Origin of the sequence: Streptomyces roseicoloratus (genome assembly GCF_004117935.1) — a bacterium.
GTDB classification, from domain to species: Bacteria; Actinomycetota; Actinomycetes; order Streptomycetales; family Streptomycetaceae; genus Streptomyces; species Streptomyces roseicoloratus.
Genome location: NZ_SDOY01000028.1, coordinates 1 through 17500, shown reverse-complemented (window position 1 = coordinate 17500; position 17500 = coordinate 1). Strand labels below are relative to the sequence as shown.

Annotated in this window: 15 protein-coding genes and 2 tRNA genes; 6 read left to right on the top strand and 11 right to left on the bottom strand. The window is 72.8% G+C overall.

Going from position 1 to position 17500, the window contains the following annotated elements:
- The first annotated feature begins 273 nt into the window (after positions 1-273).
- Complete coding sequence (locus tag ESG85_RS02430) at positions 274-1515, top strand: glycosyltransferase (protein ID WP_128976336.1); 1242 nt, start codon at positions 274-276, stop codon at positions 1513-1515.
- 177 nt (positions 1516-1692) lie between these two features.
- A complete protein-coding gene (locus ESG85_RS02425) occupies positions 1693-2277 on the top strand; it encodes a dihydrofolate reductase family protein (RefSeq protein ID WP_128976335.1) in 585 nt (194 codons plus the stop codon).
- Between the two features lie 202 nt (positions 2278-2479).
- Here ESG85_RS02425 and ESG85_RS02420 read toward each other — a convergent pair whose 3' ends face one another.
- Positions 2480-2710: a hypothetical protein gene (locus tag ESG85_RS02420; RefSeq protein ID WP_128976334.1), complete on the bottom strand. Its 231-nt coding sequence runs from the start codon at positions 2708-2710 to the stop codon at positions 2480-2482.
- Between the two features lie 346 nt (positions 2711-3056).
- Between ESG85_RS02420 and ESG85_RS02415 the strand changes: the two genes are divergently transcribed.
- Positions 3057-3500: a MarR family winged helix-turn-helix transcriptional regulator gene (locus ESG85_RS02415; protein ID WP_128976333.1), complete on the top strand. Its 444-nt coding sequence runs from the start codon at positions 3057-3059 to the stop codon at positions 3498-3500.
- A 166-nt stretch (positions 3501-3666) separates the two neighbouring features.
- Positions 3667-5205 carry an MDR family MFS transporter gene (locus ESG85_RS02410; RefSeq protein WP_128976338.1) on the top strand — a complete coding sequence of 513 codons (1539 nt, stop codon included), beginning with the start codon at positions 3667-3669 and terminating at the stop codon, positions 5203-5205.
- A gap of 238 nt (positions 5206-5443) precedes the next feature.
- Here the strand turns inward: ESG85_RS02410 and ESG85_RS02405 are convergent, their stop codons facing one another.
- The 10 genes from ESG85_RS02405 to ESG85_RS02360 form a co-directional block, all read right to left on the bottom strand.
- A complete protein-coding gene (locus tag ESG85_RS02405; RefSeq protein WP_128976332.1) occupies positions 5444-6241 on the bottom strand; it encodes a TetR/AcrR family transcriptional regulator in 798 nt (265 codons plus the stop codon).
- Between the two features lie 45 nt (positions 6242-6286).
- A complete protein-coding gene (locus ESG85_RS02400) occupies positions 6287-7849 on the bottom strand; it encodes an MFS transporter (protein WP_128976331.1) in 1563 nt (520 codons plus the stop codon).
- 73 nt (positions 7850-7922) lie between these two features.
- The gene (locus ESG85_RS02395; RefSeq protein WP_128976330.1) at positions 7923-8693 is read right to left on the bottom strand and encodes a response regulator transcription factor; all 771 of its coding nucleotides are present in this window, start codon (positions 8691-8693) and stop codon (positions 7923-7925) included.
- A 153-nt stretch (positions 8694-8846) separates the two neighbouring features.
- Positions 8847-9791 (bottom strand): amidohydrolase family protein, encoded by a 945-nt coding sequence (locus tag ESG85_RS02390; protein WP_128976337.1) that lies wholly within the window; start codon positions 9789-9791, stop codon positions 8847-8849.
- Positions 9784-10185, bottom strand: a complete 402-nt coding sequence (locus tag ESG85_RS02385; RefSeq protein ID WP_246094779.1) for an antibiotic biosynthesis monooxygenase family protein — start codon at positions 10183-10185, stop codon at positions 9784-9786. The genes ESG85_RS02390 and ESG85_RS02385 overlap by 8 nt, the downstream gene beginning before the upstream one ends.
- A 115-nt stretch (positions 10186-10300) precedes the next feature.
- Positions 10301-11275, bottom strand: a complete 975-nt coding sequence (locus ESG85_RS02380) for a DUF2797 domain-containing protein (protein WP_246094778.1) — start codon at positions 11273-11275, stop codon at positions 10301-10303.
- A gap of 83 nt (positions 11276-11358) precedes the next feature.
- The gene (locus ESG85_RS35640; protein ID WP_246094777.1) at positions 11359-12312 is read right to left on the bottom strand and encodes a BRO-N domain-containing protein; all 954 of its coding nucleotides are present in this window, start codon (positions 12310-12312) and stop codon (positions 11359-11361) included.
- A gap of 514 nt (positions 12313-12826) precedes the next feature.
- Entirely contained in the window at positions 12827-13159 is a 333-nt protein-coding gene (locus ESG85_RS02370; RefSeq protein WP_128976328.1) for a type II toxin-antitoxin system PemK/MazF family toxin, read from the bottom strand.
- Between the two features lie 124 nt (positions 13160-13283).
- Positions 13284-13356, bottom strand: a tRNA-Arg gene (locus ESG85_RS02365).
- 387 nt (positions 13357-13743) lie between these two features.
- Positions 13744-13837, bottom strand: a tRNA-Ser gene (locus ESG85_RS02360).
- A gap of 377 nt (positions 13838-14214) precedes the next feature.
- On the opposite strand from ESG85_RS02360, the gene ESG85_RS02355 reads away from it, so the two are divergent.
- Positions 14215-14631, top strand: a complete 417-nt coding sequence (locus ESG85_RS02355; RefSeq protein WP_128976327.1) for an SSI family serine proteinase inhibitor — start codon at positions 14215-14217, stop codon at positions 14629-14631.
- A 362-nt stretch (positions 14632-14993) separates the two neighbouring features.
- Positions 14994-17500, top strand: a 2507-nt coding sequence (locus ESG85_RS02350) for a PAS domain-containing sensor histidine kinase (protein ID WP_128976326.1), incomplete at its 3' end; no start/stop codon positions are given.

The following is a 17500-nucleotide window of genomic DNA, read 5'->3' as shown; positions in this document are numbered from 1 at the left end:
ACTCGGAACAAGGGCGGCCGCACCAGAAGCCCACCAGACACGGCCCGCCCCACCAACCCCAGAAGCCCCACCGCACCCCCGCCCCTACGAACCCCAGAAGCCCCGCCGCACCCCCCACCCCACCAACCCCAGAAGCCCCACCGCACCCCCGCCCCCACTCCCCCCCATTCCCCTCACTCCCCCCGCTCCCCCGCTCCCCACCCTCCTCGCCCCAAGCACCAGCCCCTGACGCAGAATCAGCCATGCTTCTGCACACCACGAAAGGGAGCTGTCATGCGAGTGGTCCTGTCGTCCTACGGGTCACGCGGGGACGTCGAGCCGATGGTCGCGCTGGCCGTCGCCCTGCGCGGGCTCGGAGTCGACGTGCGGGTCTGCGCCCCCGACGACGCGGAGTTCGCCGAGCGGCTGGCCGGCGTCGGCGTGGAGTTCGTGCCGGTGCGTTTCTCGATCCGCGCACTCGTGGCGCAGGCGCGTGGAGCCGGCGCCCCGCCGTCCATGACCGAGCGCGTGACTTCGGTCGCCGCCGCGCAGTACGAGGCGGTGACCGCCGCGGGCGAGGGCGCGGACACCGTGGTGGCCACCGGGCTGTTCCCCGCCGTCGCCGGCGCCCGCTCGGCGGCCGAGAAGCTGGGGCTGCGGTTCGCGTACGTCTCGTACTTCCCCGGCATGCTGCCGTCGCCGCACCACCCGCCGTACCCCCTGCCCGGCCGCCCCCTCCCCGAGGGAGTCACCGACAACCGGACACTGTGGGACCTGGACCTCGAGGGTCAGGACGCGGTCTACGGGCCCGGAATCACCGCCTTCCGGCAGACGGTCGGGCTGCCGCCCCTCGCAAGCGTCCGCCCGTACGCCGTCACCGGCCGGCCGCTGCTCGCCGCCGATCCGGTGCTCGGCCCCTGGCAGGAGCCCGCCGACCTTGACGTCGTACAGACCGGCGTCTGGACCCGGCCGGACGACCGCCCGCTCCCCTCCGACCTGGAGGACTTCCTACAGGCCGGGGAACCACCGGTCTACGTGGGATTCGGCAGCATGTCCATGCACGGCTCCTCCGACACGGCCCGGGTGGCCATCGAGTCGGTACGCGCCCAGGGCCACCGCGTGCTCGTGTCCCGGGGCTGGGCGGACCTGGACCTGATCGACGACCGGGACGACTGCATGACCGTGGGCGAGGCGAACCACCAGGCCCTCTTCCCGCGCGTCGCGGCCGTCGTCCACCACGGCGGGGCGGGGACGACCACGACGGCCGCACGGGCAGGCGTCCCCCAGGTCGTGATCCCCCAGCTCGTGGACCAGCCGTACTGGGCGAGCCGGGTCGCCGCCCTGGGCATCGGCGCCGCCCACGACGGCCCGGTCCCGACCGTCGAGTCCCTCTCGGCCGCCCTCACCACCGCCCTCGCACCGCACACCGTCGCGGCAGCCGCCGCGCTGGCGGCCGACATCCGGACCGACGGCGCGGAGAGGACCGCGAACCTGCTCCTCGACGGCTTCGGCGAACCGGCCCGGACGGACCGCTGAGCCCATGGGTCGACGGATCGATGCGGGGATGGATGCCCCGAGGGATCGATGAGCCGATGCAGCCGAGGGCCGCTGGACCGATGAGTTTCCCCCTGTCCCCGGGTCGGTACTCATGACCGCGCACGACCGCGACGGCCACGACACAGCCCCCGTCACCCGACACACCGAGGTTCCACGATGCGCACCCTGATCAGCACCGCCTTCATCTCGCTCGACGGCGTCGTCGAGGCCCCCGGCGGCGAGCCCGGCTACCGGAACTCGGGCTGGACCTTCAAGCACACCGAGTTCCTGCCCGAGTCCTTCGAGATCAAGGGGCGGGAGCAGAAGGAGGCCTCGGCGATGCTCCTCGGCCGGGTCAGCTACCAGGCCTTCAGCCCCGTCTGGCCGGACATGGAGGACTTCGCCGACTACAAGGTGATGCCGAAGTACGTCGTCTCCACCACCCTCACCGAGGACGACCTGGTGGCGAACTGGGGCGAGACCACGATCCTGCGCTCCCTCGACGACGTCGCCGCGCTGAAGGAGACCGACGGCGGCCCGATCATCGTCCACGGCAGCGCGTCCCTGAACCAGGCCCTCTCCGACGCCGGCCTGATCGACCGCTACCACCTGCTCGTCTTCCCGCTCCTGCTCGGCGCCGGCAAGCGGCTCTTCAGCAGCACGGACAAGGACGTCCAGAAGCTCCGGCTGGTCGAGCACGAGGTCTACCCGAACGGTCTCCAGAAGCAGGTCTTCGACGTCGTCCGCGACGTCGCCCGCTGAGCAGTCCCCCGTCACTCAGCAGCCCTCGGCCGAGACAGCGCGTCCACCGAGCCTCCGGGCCGCCCTCCGTCAGAGGGCGGCCTGCGGCCTACGCACGGCGTACCTGACGCACGGCGTACCCGACGCACGCCCGCGCCCGCAATCCGCCGCGCGCGCCGTACCCGCGTCGCTTACGCGCGTCCGTCCTCCGCGCGTACCCCCGTCAGCCCAGCGCCAGCCACGCCACGCCCGCCAGGACCGCGATCGCGACCACGATGCCGACGATCAGGCCGACGCGCGGGCCGGAGGACGTGGCGACGGCCTGTTGCGGCCGGCGCTGCGGGGTGCCCTCGTCGACGAAGGCGCGGAACATCTGGGTGCTGCCGGCGGGGTCGTAGGAGCCCTCGGGGCCCTGAGCGCCCTGGCCGTACGGTGCTTGGGGATTGTGTGCCATGGCCCGGACCCTAGCGAAGACGGGCCGACCGCCCCAAGCCCTGGTCGTCTCCGGTCATCTCCTCTGCCCGGGACCTGCACCAAGCCCCCATCCCGCCGGTCGTGGTGACCCGCGCGTCCGTCGCCTCCCCCGCCGGCCCTCCGCTCCCGCGCCTCCGCTCCCGCGCCTCCCCTCCCTCACCTCCCCTCCCGCTCCTTCCTTCCCTCTCCGCCCCTCGCCTTCCGCTCCACCGCCCCCCCCGAGCCGCTTTGCGGATTCTTTAGCGCGCTTTGACTGATTTAGTTTGCCTGAAGCAACCATCCATCTCTATGGTTGCCCTAAGCAACAAGATAGGGGAGAAGACGCGATGGAGACGCTGAGCCGGTACGAGGAGCTCGCCCGCGCGGTGAGCGCCATCGGCGCCGTGAAGCGCGGCCTCGCCCGCACCCTGCCCGCCCACTGCCAGGGCGGCGCGGCGGCGGTGCTCGCCCTCGTCAAGCACCACGGCGACATGCGGATGAGCCGGATGGCGGAGCTGATGGCCGTCGACATGTCCGTGTGCAGCCGCCATGTGGCGCACACCGTGGAGCACGGCTGGGTCGAGCGTCTGCCCGACCCCGACGACAAGCGGTCCCGCATCCTGCGCCTCACCGACGAAGGTCACGCGATGCTCGGCGAGCTCGACCGCCGGGTCACCGAGGCCTTCAGCCGCAACCTCGCGGAGTGGTCCGACGAAGACGTCGCCCTGCTCACCCGACTGCTCGCCCGCCTCCGCGACTCCTTCGGGGACTGCCGGGCCCACCACGCCTGAGCGACGCCGCCGTAAGACCGCCCCGACGCCCTCCGACACCCCACGTCCGACACCCCACGTCCGACGCCCCCGACGCCCCGACGCCACCCAAAGGAAACTCATGGCTACCACCGCACCTGCCACGGGTGCACGGGAAGCCCGGACCGACAACTCCGGCGCCGCCCCGATGACGCACCGTCAGATCATGGAGGCGCTGTCCGGGCTCCTGCTCGGCATGTTCGTCGCCATCCTGTCCTCGACGATCGTCTCCAACGCCCTCCCGCAGATCATCACCGACCTCGGCGGCGGCCAGTCCGCCTACACCTGGGTCGTCACCGCCGCCCTCCTGTCGATGACGGCGACCACCCCGCTCTGGGGCAAGCTGGCCGACCTCTTCTCCAAGAAGCTGCTCGTCCAGATAGCCCTGGTGATCTACGTCGCGGGCTCGATCGTCGCCGGTCTCGCCCAGAACCCCGGCATGCTCATCGCCTGCCGCGTCGTGCAGGGCATCGGCGTCGGCGGTCTGACCGCCCTCTCCCAGATCATCCTCGCCGCCATGATCGCCCCGCGTGAGCGCGGCCGGTACAGCGGCTACCTCGGCGCCGTCTTCGCCGTCGCCACCGTCGGCGGCCCGCTGCTCGGCGGCGTCATCACCGACACCGAGTGGCTCGGCTGGCGCTGGTGCTTCTACGTCGGCGTGCCGTTCGCGGTCATCGCGCTGCTCGTCCTGCAGAAGACGCTCAAGCTCCCGGTCGTGAAGCGCGAGGTCAAGGTCGACTGGGCCGGCGCCTTCTTCATCAGCGCCGCCGTCTCGCTGCTCCTCATCTGGGTCACCTTCGCCGGCGACAAGTACGACTGGATGTCCTGGCAGACCGGCGTCATGGTCGGCGGCTCGATCCTGCTCGGCGCGGTCTTCCTCCTCGTCGAGTCCAGGGCCGCCGAGCCGATCATCCCGCTGCGCCTGTTCCGGAACCGCACGATCACGCTCGCCTCGGCGGCCTCGCTCTTCGTCGGTGTCGCGATGTTCGCCGGCACCGTCTTCTTCAGCCAGTACTTCCAGCTGGCCCGCAACGAGTCGCCGACGATGTCCGGCGTGCTCACGATCCCGATGATCGGCGGCCTGTTCGTCTCGTCGACCGTCTCCGGCATGGTCATCACCAAGACCGGCCGCTGGAAGGCCTGGCTGATCAGCGGCGGCGCCCTCGCCACGGCCGGCCTCGGCCTGCTCGGCACCCTCCGCTACGACACCGCCTACTGGCACATCGCCGTCTTCATGGCGGTCCTCGGCCTCGGCCTCGGCATGATGATGCAGAACCTGGTCCTGTGCACCCAGAACCAGGTCGCGCCCTCCGACCTCGGCGCCGCCTCCTCCGTCGTCACCTTCTTCCGCTCCCTCGGCGGTGCGATCGGTGTCTCGGCGCTCGGCGCGGTCATGGCCCACCGGGTCACCGACTACGTCAAGGACGGCATGGCCGAGCTCGGCCCGAAGGCCGCGGCCGCCATGGGGCAGGCCGGCGGCGGTGGCGGCATCCCCGACATGGACAAGCTGCCCGCCCCGATCCGTACGGTCATGGAGAGTGCGTACGGCCACGGCGTCGGCGACGTGTTCCTCTACTCGGCGCCGTTCGCGCTGCTGGCCTTCCTGGTGACGCTGTTCATCAAGGAGGTCGCGCTGAAGAGCAACACCAGCAGTGCGGTGACCTCGGAGGACGCCACCGCCAAGTAGCGGGCGTCCACGGGTGACGAGCTCCCGGCCGCGCTTCGAGCGGAGGCGCGGCCGGGTCGGGTAGGAGCGGCGGGCAGGGGACGGCCCGCCGCTCCGTCACGTACGCGCACGGGGCACGCGGCCTCCTCGGCGGCAGCCCCGCCGCCCCGTCACGTACGCGCACGGGGCACACGGCCTCCCCGGCGGCAGCCCCGCCACGTACGCGCACGCGCTCCTCAGCGGCAGCCCCGCCGCCCCGTTACATCCGGCCGGGCCGGCGCTGCTCCCCGGCGCTACGGCTCCGCTCCACCATCACCTCGATGCCCGCGATCATGACCTCCAGCGCGTACCCGAAGTCGCGGTCCCAGATGGCGCTGACGCTGCCGTGCGAGGAGCGCTCCTCCATGAGCTCCGCCACCGGTTCGAGCGCCTCCATGAACTGCGGATCGTCGCGGAAGGCGCTGATCGACTCGCCGTAGAAGTCGTCCTGCGACATCCCGGCTTCCTTCGCGCGGCGCTGGAACTGGGACTCGATCGTCCCGTAGCCGTACACGAACTGGAAGACGGCCGACATCGCGCTCGGCTGACGGTCGATCGGGAGCCCGCTGTCGCGGACCGCCTCGTAGATCTTGCCGCCGACGGCGATCGCCTTCGGGCCGATGTTGAGGTACTGGCCGGCGCAGGGCGACATCCACGGGTGGCGCACCAGCATCAGGCGGTAGGCGACGGCGAGGAGCTTGATGCGGCCCTGCCAGTCCCCGGCCGAGTCGATCTCGGCCAGGTCGATCTCGCCGTAGCAGGTGTCCACGGCGTACTCGATGATGTCGTCCTTGGTGTCCACGTACCAGTACAGGGACATCGCGGTGACGTTCAGCTCGGCGGCGAGCCTGCGCATGGAGAACTTGGCCAGGCCCTCCTCGTCCAGCATCCGGATGGCCGCGGCGACGATCCGCTCCCGGTCGAGCCCGGCCGGGCCACCGCCGCTGCGGGCGGCCCGGTGTTCGAGCCAGACGCTGGAACCCGCCGGGTTCTTCGCCCGGTCGGCTGCCTTGACCATCGCGCGCTCCATCCTGGTCCCCGCCGTCAGTGATCCCTGCCCATGCTAGGCAGCCACCACCGGGTCGTCGGCAGCACCCGTGGCCTCGGACGCCGCCCGCTCGGCCCGCTCGGCGCTCTCGGCGCGCCTCAGCAGGGCCGCCGCGAGCAGACCGCCGGCGAAGACGGCGACCGCGCCGACCAGCTGGCTGGTCTGGAGGCCGGTGGCGAAGGCGTCGGAGATCTGCCCGCGTTCGGCGTCACCGCCCGCCGCGGCCAGGGCGGCCGGGAGCGAGGTGGCGGTGACGGTGACGAGGGCGGCGAACCGGGCGTTCAGGACCGCGCCGAGGACGGCGACACCGAGGCCGTTGCCGAACTCGGCGAGGGTGCCGTTGACACCGGCGCCGACACCGGCCTTCTCCGGCGGGATCGCGCTCATGATGGCGTTGGCCATGGCCGGGTTGGAGACGGCGAGGCCGACGCCCATGAGCACCAGGCCGAGGAGCATGCCCCAGTACGTGCCGTCCGTGCCGCCCCCGATCACGGCGATCGAGGTGAGACCGCCCGCGACCAGGGTCATGCCGACGGCCACGGTGAGCGGGGTGCCGAGCTTCATGACGATGCGCGGGCCCACGCCGGTGAGGTTGAGGGCGACGACGGTCAGGGCCAGCGGCGCCATCCGCAGTCCGGCCTCCAGCGGCTCGTAGCCGAGGACGAACTGCAGGTGCTGGGTGAGCAGGAAGAGCGAGCCGCCCATGCCGAACATCACCAGGATCGCGCCGGCGACGGCGCCGACGAACTTCTGGTTGCGGAAGAAGTGCATGTCGAGCATCGGGTACGGGACGCGCAGCTCCCACAGCGCGAACGCGGCCAGGACGGCCACGCCGATCGCCGCCGGGACGAGCACCTCGGCGGAGGTCCAGCCGTGCTCGGGACCGGTGATGATCGCGTACACGGCGGAGGTCATGCCGATGGTGGAGAGCAGCGCGCCGACCAGGTCGGGACGCTCGCCCTGCGGGTTCTTGGACTCGGGGACCAGCTTGAGGACGGCGGCCAGGCCGACGACGGCCACCGGGATGTTGATCAGGAAGATCATCCCCCACCAGAAGTGGTCGAGGATGGCGCCGCCGATCAGCGGTCCGGCCGCGAAGCCGAGCGAGCCGACGGTGGCCCACAGGGCGATGGCCTTGACCCGCTCCGAGTCGTCGAAGATCTGCATGACGACGGCCAGGGTCGTGGTCATCAGGAGCGCGCCGCCGATGCCCATGCCGGCCCGGGCGGCGATCAACTGGCCGGTGGAGTCGGCGAGTCCGGCGGTGAGCGAGCCGAGGCCGAACAGCGCGAGACCGATGGCCAGCATCTTCTTGCGGCCGTAGCGGTCGGCTGCGTTGCCCGCGGTGAGCAGCAGTCCGGACTGCACGAGGGAGTACGCGTTGATCATCCACTGGATGTCGCTGGTGGAGGCACGGAGCTCGGTGGTCAGCGAGGGGATGGCGACGCTGAGCACGGTGTTGTCGAGCAGCACGGTGAGCTGGGCGAGGCAGATGACGCCGAGGATCAGCCAGCGCTGCGGGTGGCCGCCGGTGGCGGCGGCCGGTTCGTTCGCGGCGGGTGACGCCGTCGCCGTCATGGAAACTCCTTATACGGTGTACGGGACTGTGACTCGTACACCGTATAAGACTCTCTCTTACGCTGTATAGCGATTATTTTCGGTCAGTCGGCGCGGGCTCGGCGGGCTTGATCAGGTAGCCGGCGCCGCGCCGCGTGTGGATCATGGGGCTGCGCCCGGCGTCGATCTTCCGGCGCAGGTAGGAGATGTACAACTCGACGACGTTGGCCTGGCCGCCGAAGTCGTACGACCACACCCGGTCGAGGATCTGCGCCTTGCTGAGCACCCGCCGCGGGTTGCGCATGAGGAAGCGCAGCAGCTCGAACTCGGTCGCGGTGAGGTGGATCGACTCGCCGCCCCGGGCCACCTCGTGGCTGTCCTCGTCCAGGGTGAGGTCCCCGACCGTGAGCAGCGACTCGGCGCGCGCCTGCGCGGCGCCGGAGCGACGGATCAGCCCGCGCAGCCGCGCCACCACCTCCTCCAGGCCGAACGGCTTGGTGACGTAGTCGTCGCCGCCCGCGGTGAGCCCGGCGATCCGGTCCTCGGCGGCGTCCTTGGCTGCGTCCTTGGCGGTCAGGAACAGCACCGGCACTCCGGGCAGCTCGCGCCGCAGCCGGCCGAGGACCGCGAGCCCGTCCATGTCGGGCAGCATCATGTCGAGCACGACGGCGTCGGGCCGGAACTCGCGCGCCTGCCTGAGCGCCCCGGCCCCGTCGCCCGCACTGTGCACCTGCCAGCCCTCGTAGCGCAGGGCCATCGACAGCAGTTCGGCGAGTGAGGCCTCGTCGTCGACGACGAGGACGCGGACGGCGCTGCCGTCGGGCCGGAGCAGATCGGTACGCGAACGGGGAGTGGTCGCAGTCATGGGGGACACGGTCGCGGGGCAGGGTGAGACGCGGCTTGGGCTTTCCTGTGAATTCGCTGAGAAACGACGCACGGAAGCGGGACGGACGGACCGGCGCCGCCCGCTCCACCAGTCCCTTACGCGCGGGGCGGGAGCCCGAAGAGCCCGGCGCCGTTACGCGCGGGGCGGGAGCCCGAAGAGCCTGGCGCCGTTGTCGTGGCAGACGGCCCGGAGCCAGTCGTCGCCGAGCCCGAGGCGTTCCAGGGCGAGCAGCTGGTGGGCGTACGGGTAGGGGATGTTGGGGAAGTCGGAGCCGAGCAGGATCCGTTCGCGGAGCACGTCGAGCCGCTTGAGCCCGGTGACGACAGGGAACGGCGCGAGCCGTTCGCTGAAGTCGGTGAAGGCCATGGTGGTGTCGAGGTGCACGCGCTCGTGGCGGTCCGCGAGGTCGAGGAAGTCGTCGTACTCCGGCATGCCCATGTGCGCGACGACCAGGGCGAGTCGCGGATGCCGGGCGAGCAGCCGCGCGATCGGCCCGGGCCCGGTATACGGCCCCGGGGCGGGTCCGGAGCCGCAGTGGATCACGACCGGGGTCCCGGCCTCGGCCAGGACGCCCCAGACGTCGTCGAGCAGCGGGTCGTTGGGGTCGAAGCCGCCGACCTGGACGTGGACCTTGAACACCCGGGCGCCGCGCTCCAGGGCGCGCCGGACGTAGGCCGGGGCTTCCGGCTCGGGGAAGAAGGTGGCGGTGTGCAGGCAGTCGGGGACGCGGGCGGCGAAGCCGGCGGCCCAGTCGTCGAGCCAGGCGGCCATGCCGGGCTTGTGGGGGTAGAGCATGGAGGTGAAGGCCAACACGCCGAACTCCCGCAGCAGTTCGACCCGCCGGTCCTCCTCCTCGCGGTAGGTGATGGGCCACTCGTGCCCGGTGAGGGGCCCTGCGGAGTCGAAGTAGGCCCACACCTTGTCGAGGACGCTGCGGGGCATGAAGTGGGTGTGGACGTCGACGAGCCCGGGAATCCCGAGGCGCCGGGCGAAGCCCCTGATATCCGCGGCCTCGTCGGCGGGCTCGTCGGCGGGCTCGTCCGCGGCCTCGTCTGCGGGCTGCCGGAGGTCATGCATGGTCGCGGCCGTCTCCGCCGTGTCCGTCTCCGTCACGGTCGACTCCGTCACGGTCGCCTCCGTCACGGTCGAAGCCGTAGGTCCGCTCGACCTTCCCGATGTGGACGCGGTAGCTGTCGTACCAGTGCTCGCGGCCGTACCGCTTGGCGGCCATGTGCTCGGGATGGTGCTGCCAGGCGGCGAGCCCGTCGAGGTCGCGGAAGTACGCGACGGTGATGCCGATGCCGCCGGGCGTGCGGGCGGACTCGTACCCGAGGAAGCCGGGGACGTCCTGGACGAGCTCCTCCATCCGGTCCGAGGTCTCGGCGTAGCCCTCAAGGGAGTCGGGGCGGAGGGCGGTGAAGACAGCGGTGTAGTAGGGCGGTTCGAAGCCGCCCACGAGGTTCTGGGTCATGTGATCACCCTGCGGTGGGGGCGGCGGTGGTGTCCATGGAGGCCGCCGGAAGGGATCCAAGACTTTACGGTTCGGCGCTTCGCGACCGGCGTCGCCCCCTGGCTGCGCACGGCCGTCAGAAGAGCTGGTCCTGCGGATCGGCGGGGGCGGGGAGGGCGGCGAGGGGCAGGCCGACACCGCCCGGGTCCTCCGGCGCCCCTGCCTCGGCCGCGACCAGCTGCCACCCGGACAGCAGCCGGGTGTCGAGGACGATCTGCCGGCCGTCGCGGTCGAGAAGATGCAGGTCGGGCCCGGCGGCGGCGACCAGCCGCCCGGCGAGGACGCCACGGTCGACGAGCTGGGTGACGACGAACGGCGCGGCGGCGGGCGGGGTGGGGGACGAGGCGGAGGGCGAGGCGTGAGCGACGTCCGGCGAGGCGGAGGACGAGGCTCCCGGGACGTCCGGCGGCGTGGCGAGCAGGTGGGGCGAACCGGCCGGGGCCTCCAGGTTGAAGGCCCGGACGTGGTCGCTCACGTGGCAGGGCAGCGGCGCCAGGGTCTCGGCCCAGTGGGGTACGGCGACGACGCGGCCGTACAACTCCGTGACCTCGGCGGCCCGTTCGGCGGCGGGCGGCAGGCCGAATCGTACGGCGCGCTTGCGGGCGTACGGGATGCGGTCGGGCACGGCGAGGGCGTGCCGCAGCACCTCCTCCGTCCGCCGCGCGGCCATGAGCGGCCCGCGGCCGAGCCAGGTGAAGGCGACGGCGCCCTGTTCGAGCAGTCGGGCGGAGCCGCGCGCCTCCGCCGTGATGCCGACCTTGATCATGCCGGGGCCGAACCAGGCGAGGTAGACGCGGTACGGCCTCGGGTCGTCGACGAGGGTGTCGGCGGCGACGGAGTGGGCCCGGTCGAGCCGTGCGCACTCGGCGCACCGCCCGCCGGTGCCGCGGGCGGGGACGGCGGCGGCGAGGGGGCAGGGGTGGCCGCGGGCCCCGGAGCAGCGCCGCTGACCGACGGCACGGAAGGCGAGGTCGCGCCCGTACGCGAGCGGGCTGACCCGTCTGCCGGCGCCCTCCCAGCGGAGGCTGGGGGCGCCGCCCCGCCAGGACATTCCGGCACTCCGCCACACCACCATGCCCCCAGTGTCGTCCCTGCCTCTGACAGCGAGGGCGCCCGTGGGCGGCACGGAGCGGCTCAGGGCAGCGCGTAGAGGAGTCCGCCGTCCGTACCGGTGCCGCCGGCGTGCCGCATGCAGCCGCGTTCGACGAGCGTGCGGACGCAGTCGCGGACGCGGTCGGCGGTGAGTCCGGTGCGGCGGGCGACCTCTTCGAGGCGGTAGCGGACCCCGCCGCGGACGAGGGCGGGGGCGAGGTAGGCGGCGACGGCGTGGACGTCGGCACCGACGACGGCGTTGCGAGCACGCCAGCGTTCGATCAGCTCCTGCGGACTGCGGGCGACGGGTCCGGCACCGGCGAGTCCGGCGCCGGCGGGACCGGCATCGGCGGGACCGGCATCGGCGGGTCCGGCGCCGGCGGTACATCCCGAGCCGGAGGAGTCCACCTGGCCCCCGCCCCCGCCGCCGGGCGACTGGGAACGCTGGGCGGGCAAGGCGATCCGTTCCACCGAGGCGGCGATCCGACGGAGATCGCAGACGGCCTCGCGCAACAGCTCGCCGTACTCGGAGCCGTCGTCGTCGAGCCGCAGGGCGCGCTCCTCCAGCCGGACGAGGACGTCCAGGAGCTGCGGAGGAAGCACGAAGCCGAGGTGGACGGAGGAGGGTTCGAGCCCGTAGGAGCCGTCGCGCTGGATACCGGTGACGACCTCGGCGACCCAGTCCTTGAACGGCGCGGTCTCGGCGCGCGGGGAGGCGTTGACGAGCTGGACGAGCCCTTCGAGGGACACCATCCGCGTGGACTTCCGCAGACGGCGGCGGCCGGTCGTGTCGAGGGGGAGCTCGGCGAGCGTGGCGTGGAGCCCGTCGCCGACGTGCGTACGGAGTGCCTGGGCCGCGCCGGCGAATCCGAGGGAGCGGGCGGCGTCCACGGCGGGGAACCAGTGCGTGCCGTCCGGCAGGGTGAGCCGGCGCAGGCGGACGCCGGTGGCGGCGTAGACGAAGTCGTCGATGTCGATGGCGTCGATGGGGTTCATCCGGGCGTCACCTCCACCTGCAACGCTAGGCCGAGGGCATATTCAACTGACATGGAAATCAGCACGGTTCACCCGAAGGAGTGGATCCGCGACCGACGAGCACGTGCAGCCGCTCGGGAGTCCAGCGCGGGGCGCCCCCGGGACAGCGGGCCAGATACCGGACGGTCTCCTCCGCCGGCCACCCACCCGATTCGCACAGCGCGGCGGCGAGTTGCCACAGGTACGGCTCCGAGGGCGGCCGCAGCTCCACCTCGTGCACGGCCCACGGGGAGGTGCAGGTGAGTAGCGGGCGCCGTCGATCCGACCGAGGCACCGGACGGTCTCGTACCGCCCGTCCCGAACTGCACCCGCCCACGGGCCACGGCGTCCGCGAGGTCGAGGTCCGCGCCGGGCTCCCCGTACGTCGCGGGGGGAGACACCCGCCCCGCCCCCGATCCGAGATACCTCGGCCGGTCCGGAAACAGCCCGGGTCAGGAGCCGACCCCGGTCCGGGCCAACGGCTCGAGAGGCCCGCCTACCCGAGTCCACCGAGACGGAGGGCATCCTCGATCTCGCCGAGCTTCGCGGAGGGCAGGACCCCCGCTCGCTCGATCAGGTCATCCCGGGACACCGTCGTCAGCCACGTGCAAGGAGTGAAGCCCGGACGCGGGAACGCGATCCGCAGCACGCCTTCGAAGGGCAGCCCTTCCACGGCGCCTACCGCCACTTCGACGCCCAGACCGCCGATGTCGACGCCCGCCGGAGCGACCACCTGCATCACCCGGATCCCGGACGCGTCGTCTCCCGACAGCAGCACGACCGGCCGCCGCTCGTCGAACGCGACCCACCAGACCTCACCCCGCTGCACCCTCCTGACACCGGCGGAAAACGGCTGACGCGACTGCCGGCAGTGACAGCGGTTGCCGTACTCCGCCGCTGCACACCCGGACAACGCAAGAGGCCCGGACTCTCGTCCGGGCCTCTCACCTGTGTGCACTCGGCAGGATTCGAACCTGCAACCTTCTGATCCGTAGTCAGATGCTCTATCCGTTAAGCTACGAGTGCTTGTTTTGTTGTTTCTCTCGCCTCCGCTCCCCGGCCTTTCGGCCCGCTCGCGGCGACAGGAAGAACATTACATGACTGCCGCCGTCATGTGAAATCCATTGGGTCCACCCCTTGTGACCTGCGAAAACGCCCGACGGTCGCCGCGTGCGGCGCGGGGCGGGAGTCCGGTCGGGGTGGAGTGGTGGGGGCGGAAAGGAGCCGAAAGAGACCGGGGTCACACGGAGGGGCTTCCGGGTGGCGCTTTCGGTGCCGGGCAGCACGCCGGACAGTCGGCCGACGGGGTGCGGCGGGGGCGGCAGGGAACTTCGGGGCGGCGGAGAACGACCCCGGTGAACGGCGAAGCCCCGGGAACGGCGAAACCCCGGTCCTGGGGACCGGGGCTTCGTGTGGCGGAGGCGGAGGGATTTGAACCCTCGATGGGCTTTAAGACCCAAACCGCATTAGCAGTGCGGCGCCATAGACCGGACTAGGCGACGCCTCCCTGCACCCCGCGCGTACGCGAGTGGTGCGTGCAGATGATGACACAGACAAGCGCGGTGTCACCAATCGCTTATCACCGTACTAGGACCCGGGGGGCCAGGGCAAAGGCCTCACCGCCCCTGCGCGCCCCGGCTCCTCCCTCCCCCTCGCCCCGCCGTCCGCCCCGCCGTCCTCCCTTCCGATCGCCCCGCCGTCCTCCCTTCCGATCGCCCCGCCGTTCTTCCCTCCGTTCCCGGCCTCCGGTGAGGTGCCGGTCGGCCCGGCCTCCGCGCGGCGCACCCCGGTTGCGCAACGGAGCGCGGCCCGGAGCGTTAGTGAGGGAAGAACGCCCGATCGACCGTCCCTCCGCTCCAGGCACGCACCCCACGGGAGTCCGTCATGCTGCGCCCGCTTCTCCTCGCCACCTTCGCCACCACCGCCGTCGGGCTCGGACCGCTGCCCCCGCTGCCGCTGCTCTCCGAGCCCGACTCGCTCACCGTGACCATCGAGAAGACCGGGCATCAGGACGCCGACGGCACGTACCGGCTCGAGTGCGGCGACACGCCCGGCGGGACCCATCCCGCCGCCGGCAACGCCTGCAAGCGGCTCGACCAGCTCGCCCAGGCCGGTGAAGACCCGTTCCGGCCGGTGCCCGCGGATCAGCTGTGCACCCAGCAGTACGGCGGGCCCGCCACCGCCCACGTCACCGGCCGCTGGCACGGCCGCTCCGTCGACGCCCGCTTCTCCCGCGCCAACGGCTGCGAGATCGACCGGTGGGAGAACCTCCGGCCCGTTCTCCCCCGCGTGACCGGGTGAGGCGCTCCCGACGCCCAGCCGCCGCCGAGTCCCGCCGACGTCCATGAGCCGGCACCCATGAACCGACACGCATGAACCGACACGCATGAACCGACACACATGGGCCGACACGCATGGGCCGAGCCGGCGTCCATGCGCGTGAGCGCCTTCTGCCCGCCCCGCCGCGGCGCCCCGCGGCCCGGCGGGCACCGAACCTCCACCCCGTCTCCAGAGGCGGAGGCCCGGCCTCCCTTAGACTCCCTCCAGTGACAGGCCGCGGCCCGAGGGGCAAGATGGGACCGCCGGACAGTCCCTAGGCACCAAGCACCAGGCAAGGGCTGCAGGCACGTGCAGTTGCAGTGGTTTCAGGGAGGAAGCGTCTCGTGAGCAGCAGGCCATCCCGAGGCGCTGCTCGCCTTGCAGCGATACTCGACGCGCTTCCCGACGGCCTCGTGCTCGTCAACTGCAACGGCACCGTCGTCAACGCCAACACCATCGCCCTCGGCATGTTCGAGACGCCCGGCACCGCGCTCGTCGGCCGCGGCCTCCTCGACCTGCTCCCCGACTTCGACTCGCGCCTGATCCCCGGCTCGATGCGCCGCCCCGAGGGCATCGACGACCGCGGCCGCACCCGGCCGACCCGGATGATGGCCCGCCGCACCGACGGCAGCGAGTTCCCCGTCGAGGTCACCAGCGCCAGCCTCGAGGACGGGCGCGAGGCCTACGACTCGTACAACGCCTACACCGGCGACGAGCTGCTCATGCTCGTCGTCCGCGACCTCACCGGCACCCTCGACACCGAGGCCGAACTCGCCCGCTCCCAGCGCCAGACCGAGATGATCCTGCGCGCCGCGTCCGAGGGCGTCGTCGGCACGGACACCGACGGCCGGGTCGTCCTCGTGAACCCCGCCTTCGCGCAGATCCTCGGCTACCGCGCCGGCGAGCTCGGCGGCGCCGAGCTGCACCCGCTCATCCTTCCCAAGCGCGCCGACGGCCAGCCCTTCCCGTACGAGGAGTCGCCGCTCGCCGACACCCTCAAGTCCGGCCGCAAGCACCGCGTCCGCGGCCAGGTGCTCTGGGCGAAGAACGGCGACCGGGTCCCGGTCGACCTGACCACCGCGCCGGTGCGCGACGGCGACCAGCTCGTCGGCGCCGTCATGACCTTCACCGACCGCAGGCCGTACGAGCAGCTGGTCGAGCGCCACGCCGCCGAGACCGCCTCCGCCGCCGAACGCCACACCGCCGAGCTGGCCGAGGCCGCCGAGCGGCACGCCGCCGAGCTGGAGCGGCAGAAGGAGCGGTACGAGACCGAGCTGGCCGAGGAGCGGCAGCGGGTCGCCGAGGAGCGGCAGCGGGTCACGGAGGAGCAGCGGCGGACCGCCGCCGTCGCCGCCCGGCAGGAACAGCTGACCGCCGTGCTCGGCGAGTCGCTGCGCGGTCCCCTGGAGGAGCTGCGCGCCGAGCTCGCCACGCTCGCCGCCGACGACGCCGGGCAGCTCTGGCCCGAGGCCAACCAGCTCCTCCACCACCTGGCCGCCGGCTACGCCCGGATGACCACCCTCGTCGACAACGTCCTCGGCTACCAGCGGCTCGACGCCGGCGCCGAGGAACTCGCCAAGGACGTCGTCCTGCTCGACGCCGTCGTCACCGGCGGCATCGACGGGGCGGTGGAGCTGATCGGCCCCGGCCGGGCGCAGTTCGCCGTCCACGCGCCGCCGATCGAGGCCGAGGTGGACGCCGTACGGCTGACCACCGCGCTCTCGCACCTCGTCGCGGACGTGGCCGGGGTCGACGCGACCGGCAAGAGCAAGGCCGCCGCCCAGGGCAGCGGGTACGCGGACTCGACGATCGTCGTGGCGGCCGCGCAGCGCGGCGACGTCGTACGGATCGAGGTCCGCGGCCCGTACGGCGGCGGCGACCCGGTCCACCAGCCGATCGTGCACGGGATCGTCGCCGCGCACGGCGGCGTGGTGCAGACCCACGAGGTGCCGGGCACGGTGGGCGGCGCGTACGTCGTCGAGCTGCCGCTCGGCGCCGGCCGCGGCACCGTGACCCTGCCCCCGGCCCTCTCGGAACAGCCCGCACTGCCTGCGGCGCCCACGGCCCCCGCACCTCCCACGGGCCCCACAGGCCCCACAGGCCCCACGACCACCACCACTGCGGCTCCGGCCGCGGCCGCGGACCCGGCCGTCGTCGAGCCCGAGCAGCCCGTCCAGCCCGTACGGCCCGAGCAGCCCGTACGGCCGGGGGCGTCCGGGGCGGGCGCGGTGCCGTCGGGTCCGGTGCCTTCCGAGCCCGTGCCGTCCGAGCCCGTGCCGTCCGGACCCGTGCCGTCCGGACCCGTGCCGTCCGGACCCGTGCCCTCCGGGCTGGTGCCGGCCGGAGCGGTGCCGGCCGGTCAGCGGCCGGAGGCCTCCGGTGCGTTCCCGCTGCCGTCCTCCGTACCGCCTTCCGCGTCGCCGTCCCTGCCCGCCCAGGCCCCGGCCCCGGGTCCGGCCCCGGCTCCTGCCGCGGACGTCACCCAGGGCGGTGGGCGACGGCGGGCCCGGCGGGCGTCCACGGACGCGTTCCTGCAGAGCCCGACGGCGCCGGAAGGCGGGCCCGTACCCGTACCCGAGCCCACGGGCCGCCGTCGTGGCCGCGCGGGCGACACTCCTGCCGCCGGCACTCCCGCGGAGCTGATCCCCGCCCAGAACGCGGGCATCGCGGCCGTCGCCGACGCCACCACCGGCGCCGGTGTCTCGACCGGCACCGGCCGGCGGCGCGGCCGGCCCGCCGAGGGCGCCGTCGTGACCGCCGCCGAGAGCGCGCAGGGCCGGCCGGCGCTGGGCGACACGGTTCCGCCGCAGGGCGTGCCCGTCGATGCCGCCTCCACTGCCCAGGCCGGTGC

What these genes read in the sequence shown, in the direction of transcription:
- ESG85_RS02425 (WP_128976335.1), top strand. Translation starts at nt 1,693, where the DNA reads ATGCGCACCCTGATCAGCACCGCCTTCATCTCGCTCGACGGCGTCGTC.
- ESG85_RS02410 (WP_128976338.1), top strand. Translation starts at nt 3,667, where the DNA reads ATGACGCACCGTCAGATCATGGAGGCGCTGTCCGGGCTCCTGCTCGGC.
- ESG85_RS35640 (WP_246094777.1), bottom strand. Translation starts at nt 12,312, where the DNA reads ATGAACCCCATCGACGCCATCGACATCGACGACTTCGTCTACGCCGCC.
- ESG85_RS02395 (WP_128976330.1), bottom strand. Translation starts at nt 8,693, where the DNA reads ATGACTGCGACCACTCCCCGTTCGCGTACCGATCTGCTCCGGCCCGAC.
- ESG85_RS02355 (WP_128976327.1), top strand. Translation starts at nt 14,215, where the DNA reads ATGCTGCGCCCGCTTCTCCTCGCCACCTTCGCCACCACCGCCGTCGGG.
- ESG85_RS02390 (WP_128976337.1), bottom strand. Translation starts at nt 9,791, where the DNA reads ATGCATGACCTCCGGCAGCCCGCAGACGAGGCCGCGGACGAGCCCGCC.
- ESG85_RS02415 (WP_128976333.1), top strand. Translation starts at nt 3,057, where the DNA reads ATGGAGACGCTGAGCCGGTACGAGGAGCTCGCCCGCGCGGTGAGCGCC.
- ESG85_RS02400 (WP_128976331.1), bottom strand. Translation starts at nt 7,849, where the DNA reads ATGACGGCGACGGCGTCACCCGCCGCGAACGAACCGGCCGCCGCCACC.
- ESG85_RS02380 (WP_246094778.1), bottom strand. Translation starts at nt 11,275, where the DNA reads ATGTCCTGGCGGGGCGGCGCCCCCAGCCTCCGCTGGGAGGGCGCCGGC.
- ESG85_RS02385 (WP_246094779.1), bottom strand. Translation starts at nt 10,185, where the DNA reads ATGACCCAGAACCTCGTGGGCGGCTTCGAACCGCCCTACTACACCGCT.
- ESG85_RS02430 (WP_128976336.1), top strand. Translation starts at nt 274, where the DNA reads ATGCGAGTGGTCCTGTCGTCCTACGGGTCACGCGGGGACGTCGAGCCG.
- ESG85_RS02420 (WP_128976334.1), bottom strand. Translation starts at nt 2,710, where the DNA reads ATGGCACACAATCCCCAAGCACCGTACGGCCAGGGCGCTCAGGGCCCC.
- ESG85_RS02405 (WP_128976332.1), bottom strand. Translation starts at nt 6,241, where the DNA reads ATGGTCAAGGCAGCCGACCGGGCGAAGAACCCGGCGGGTTCCAGCGTC.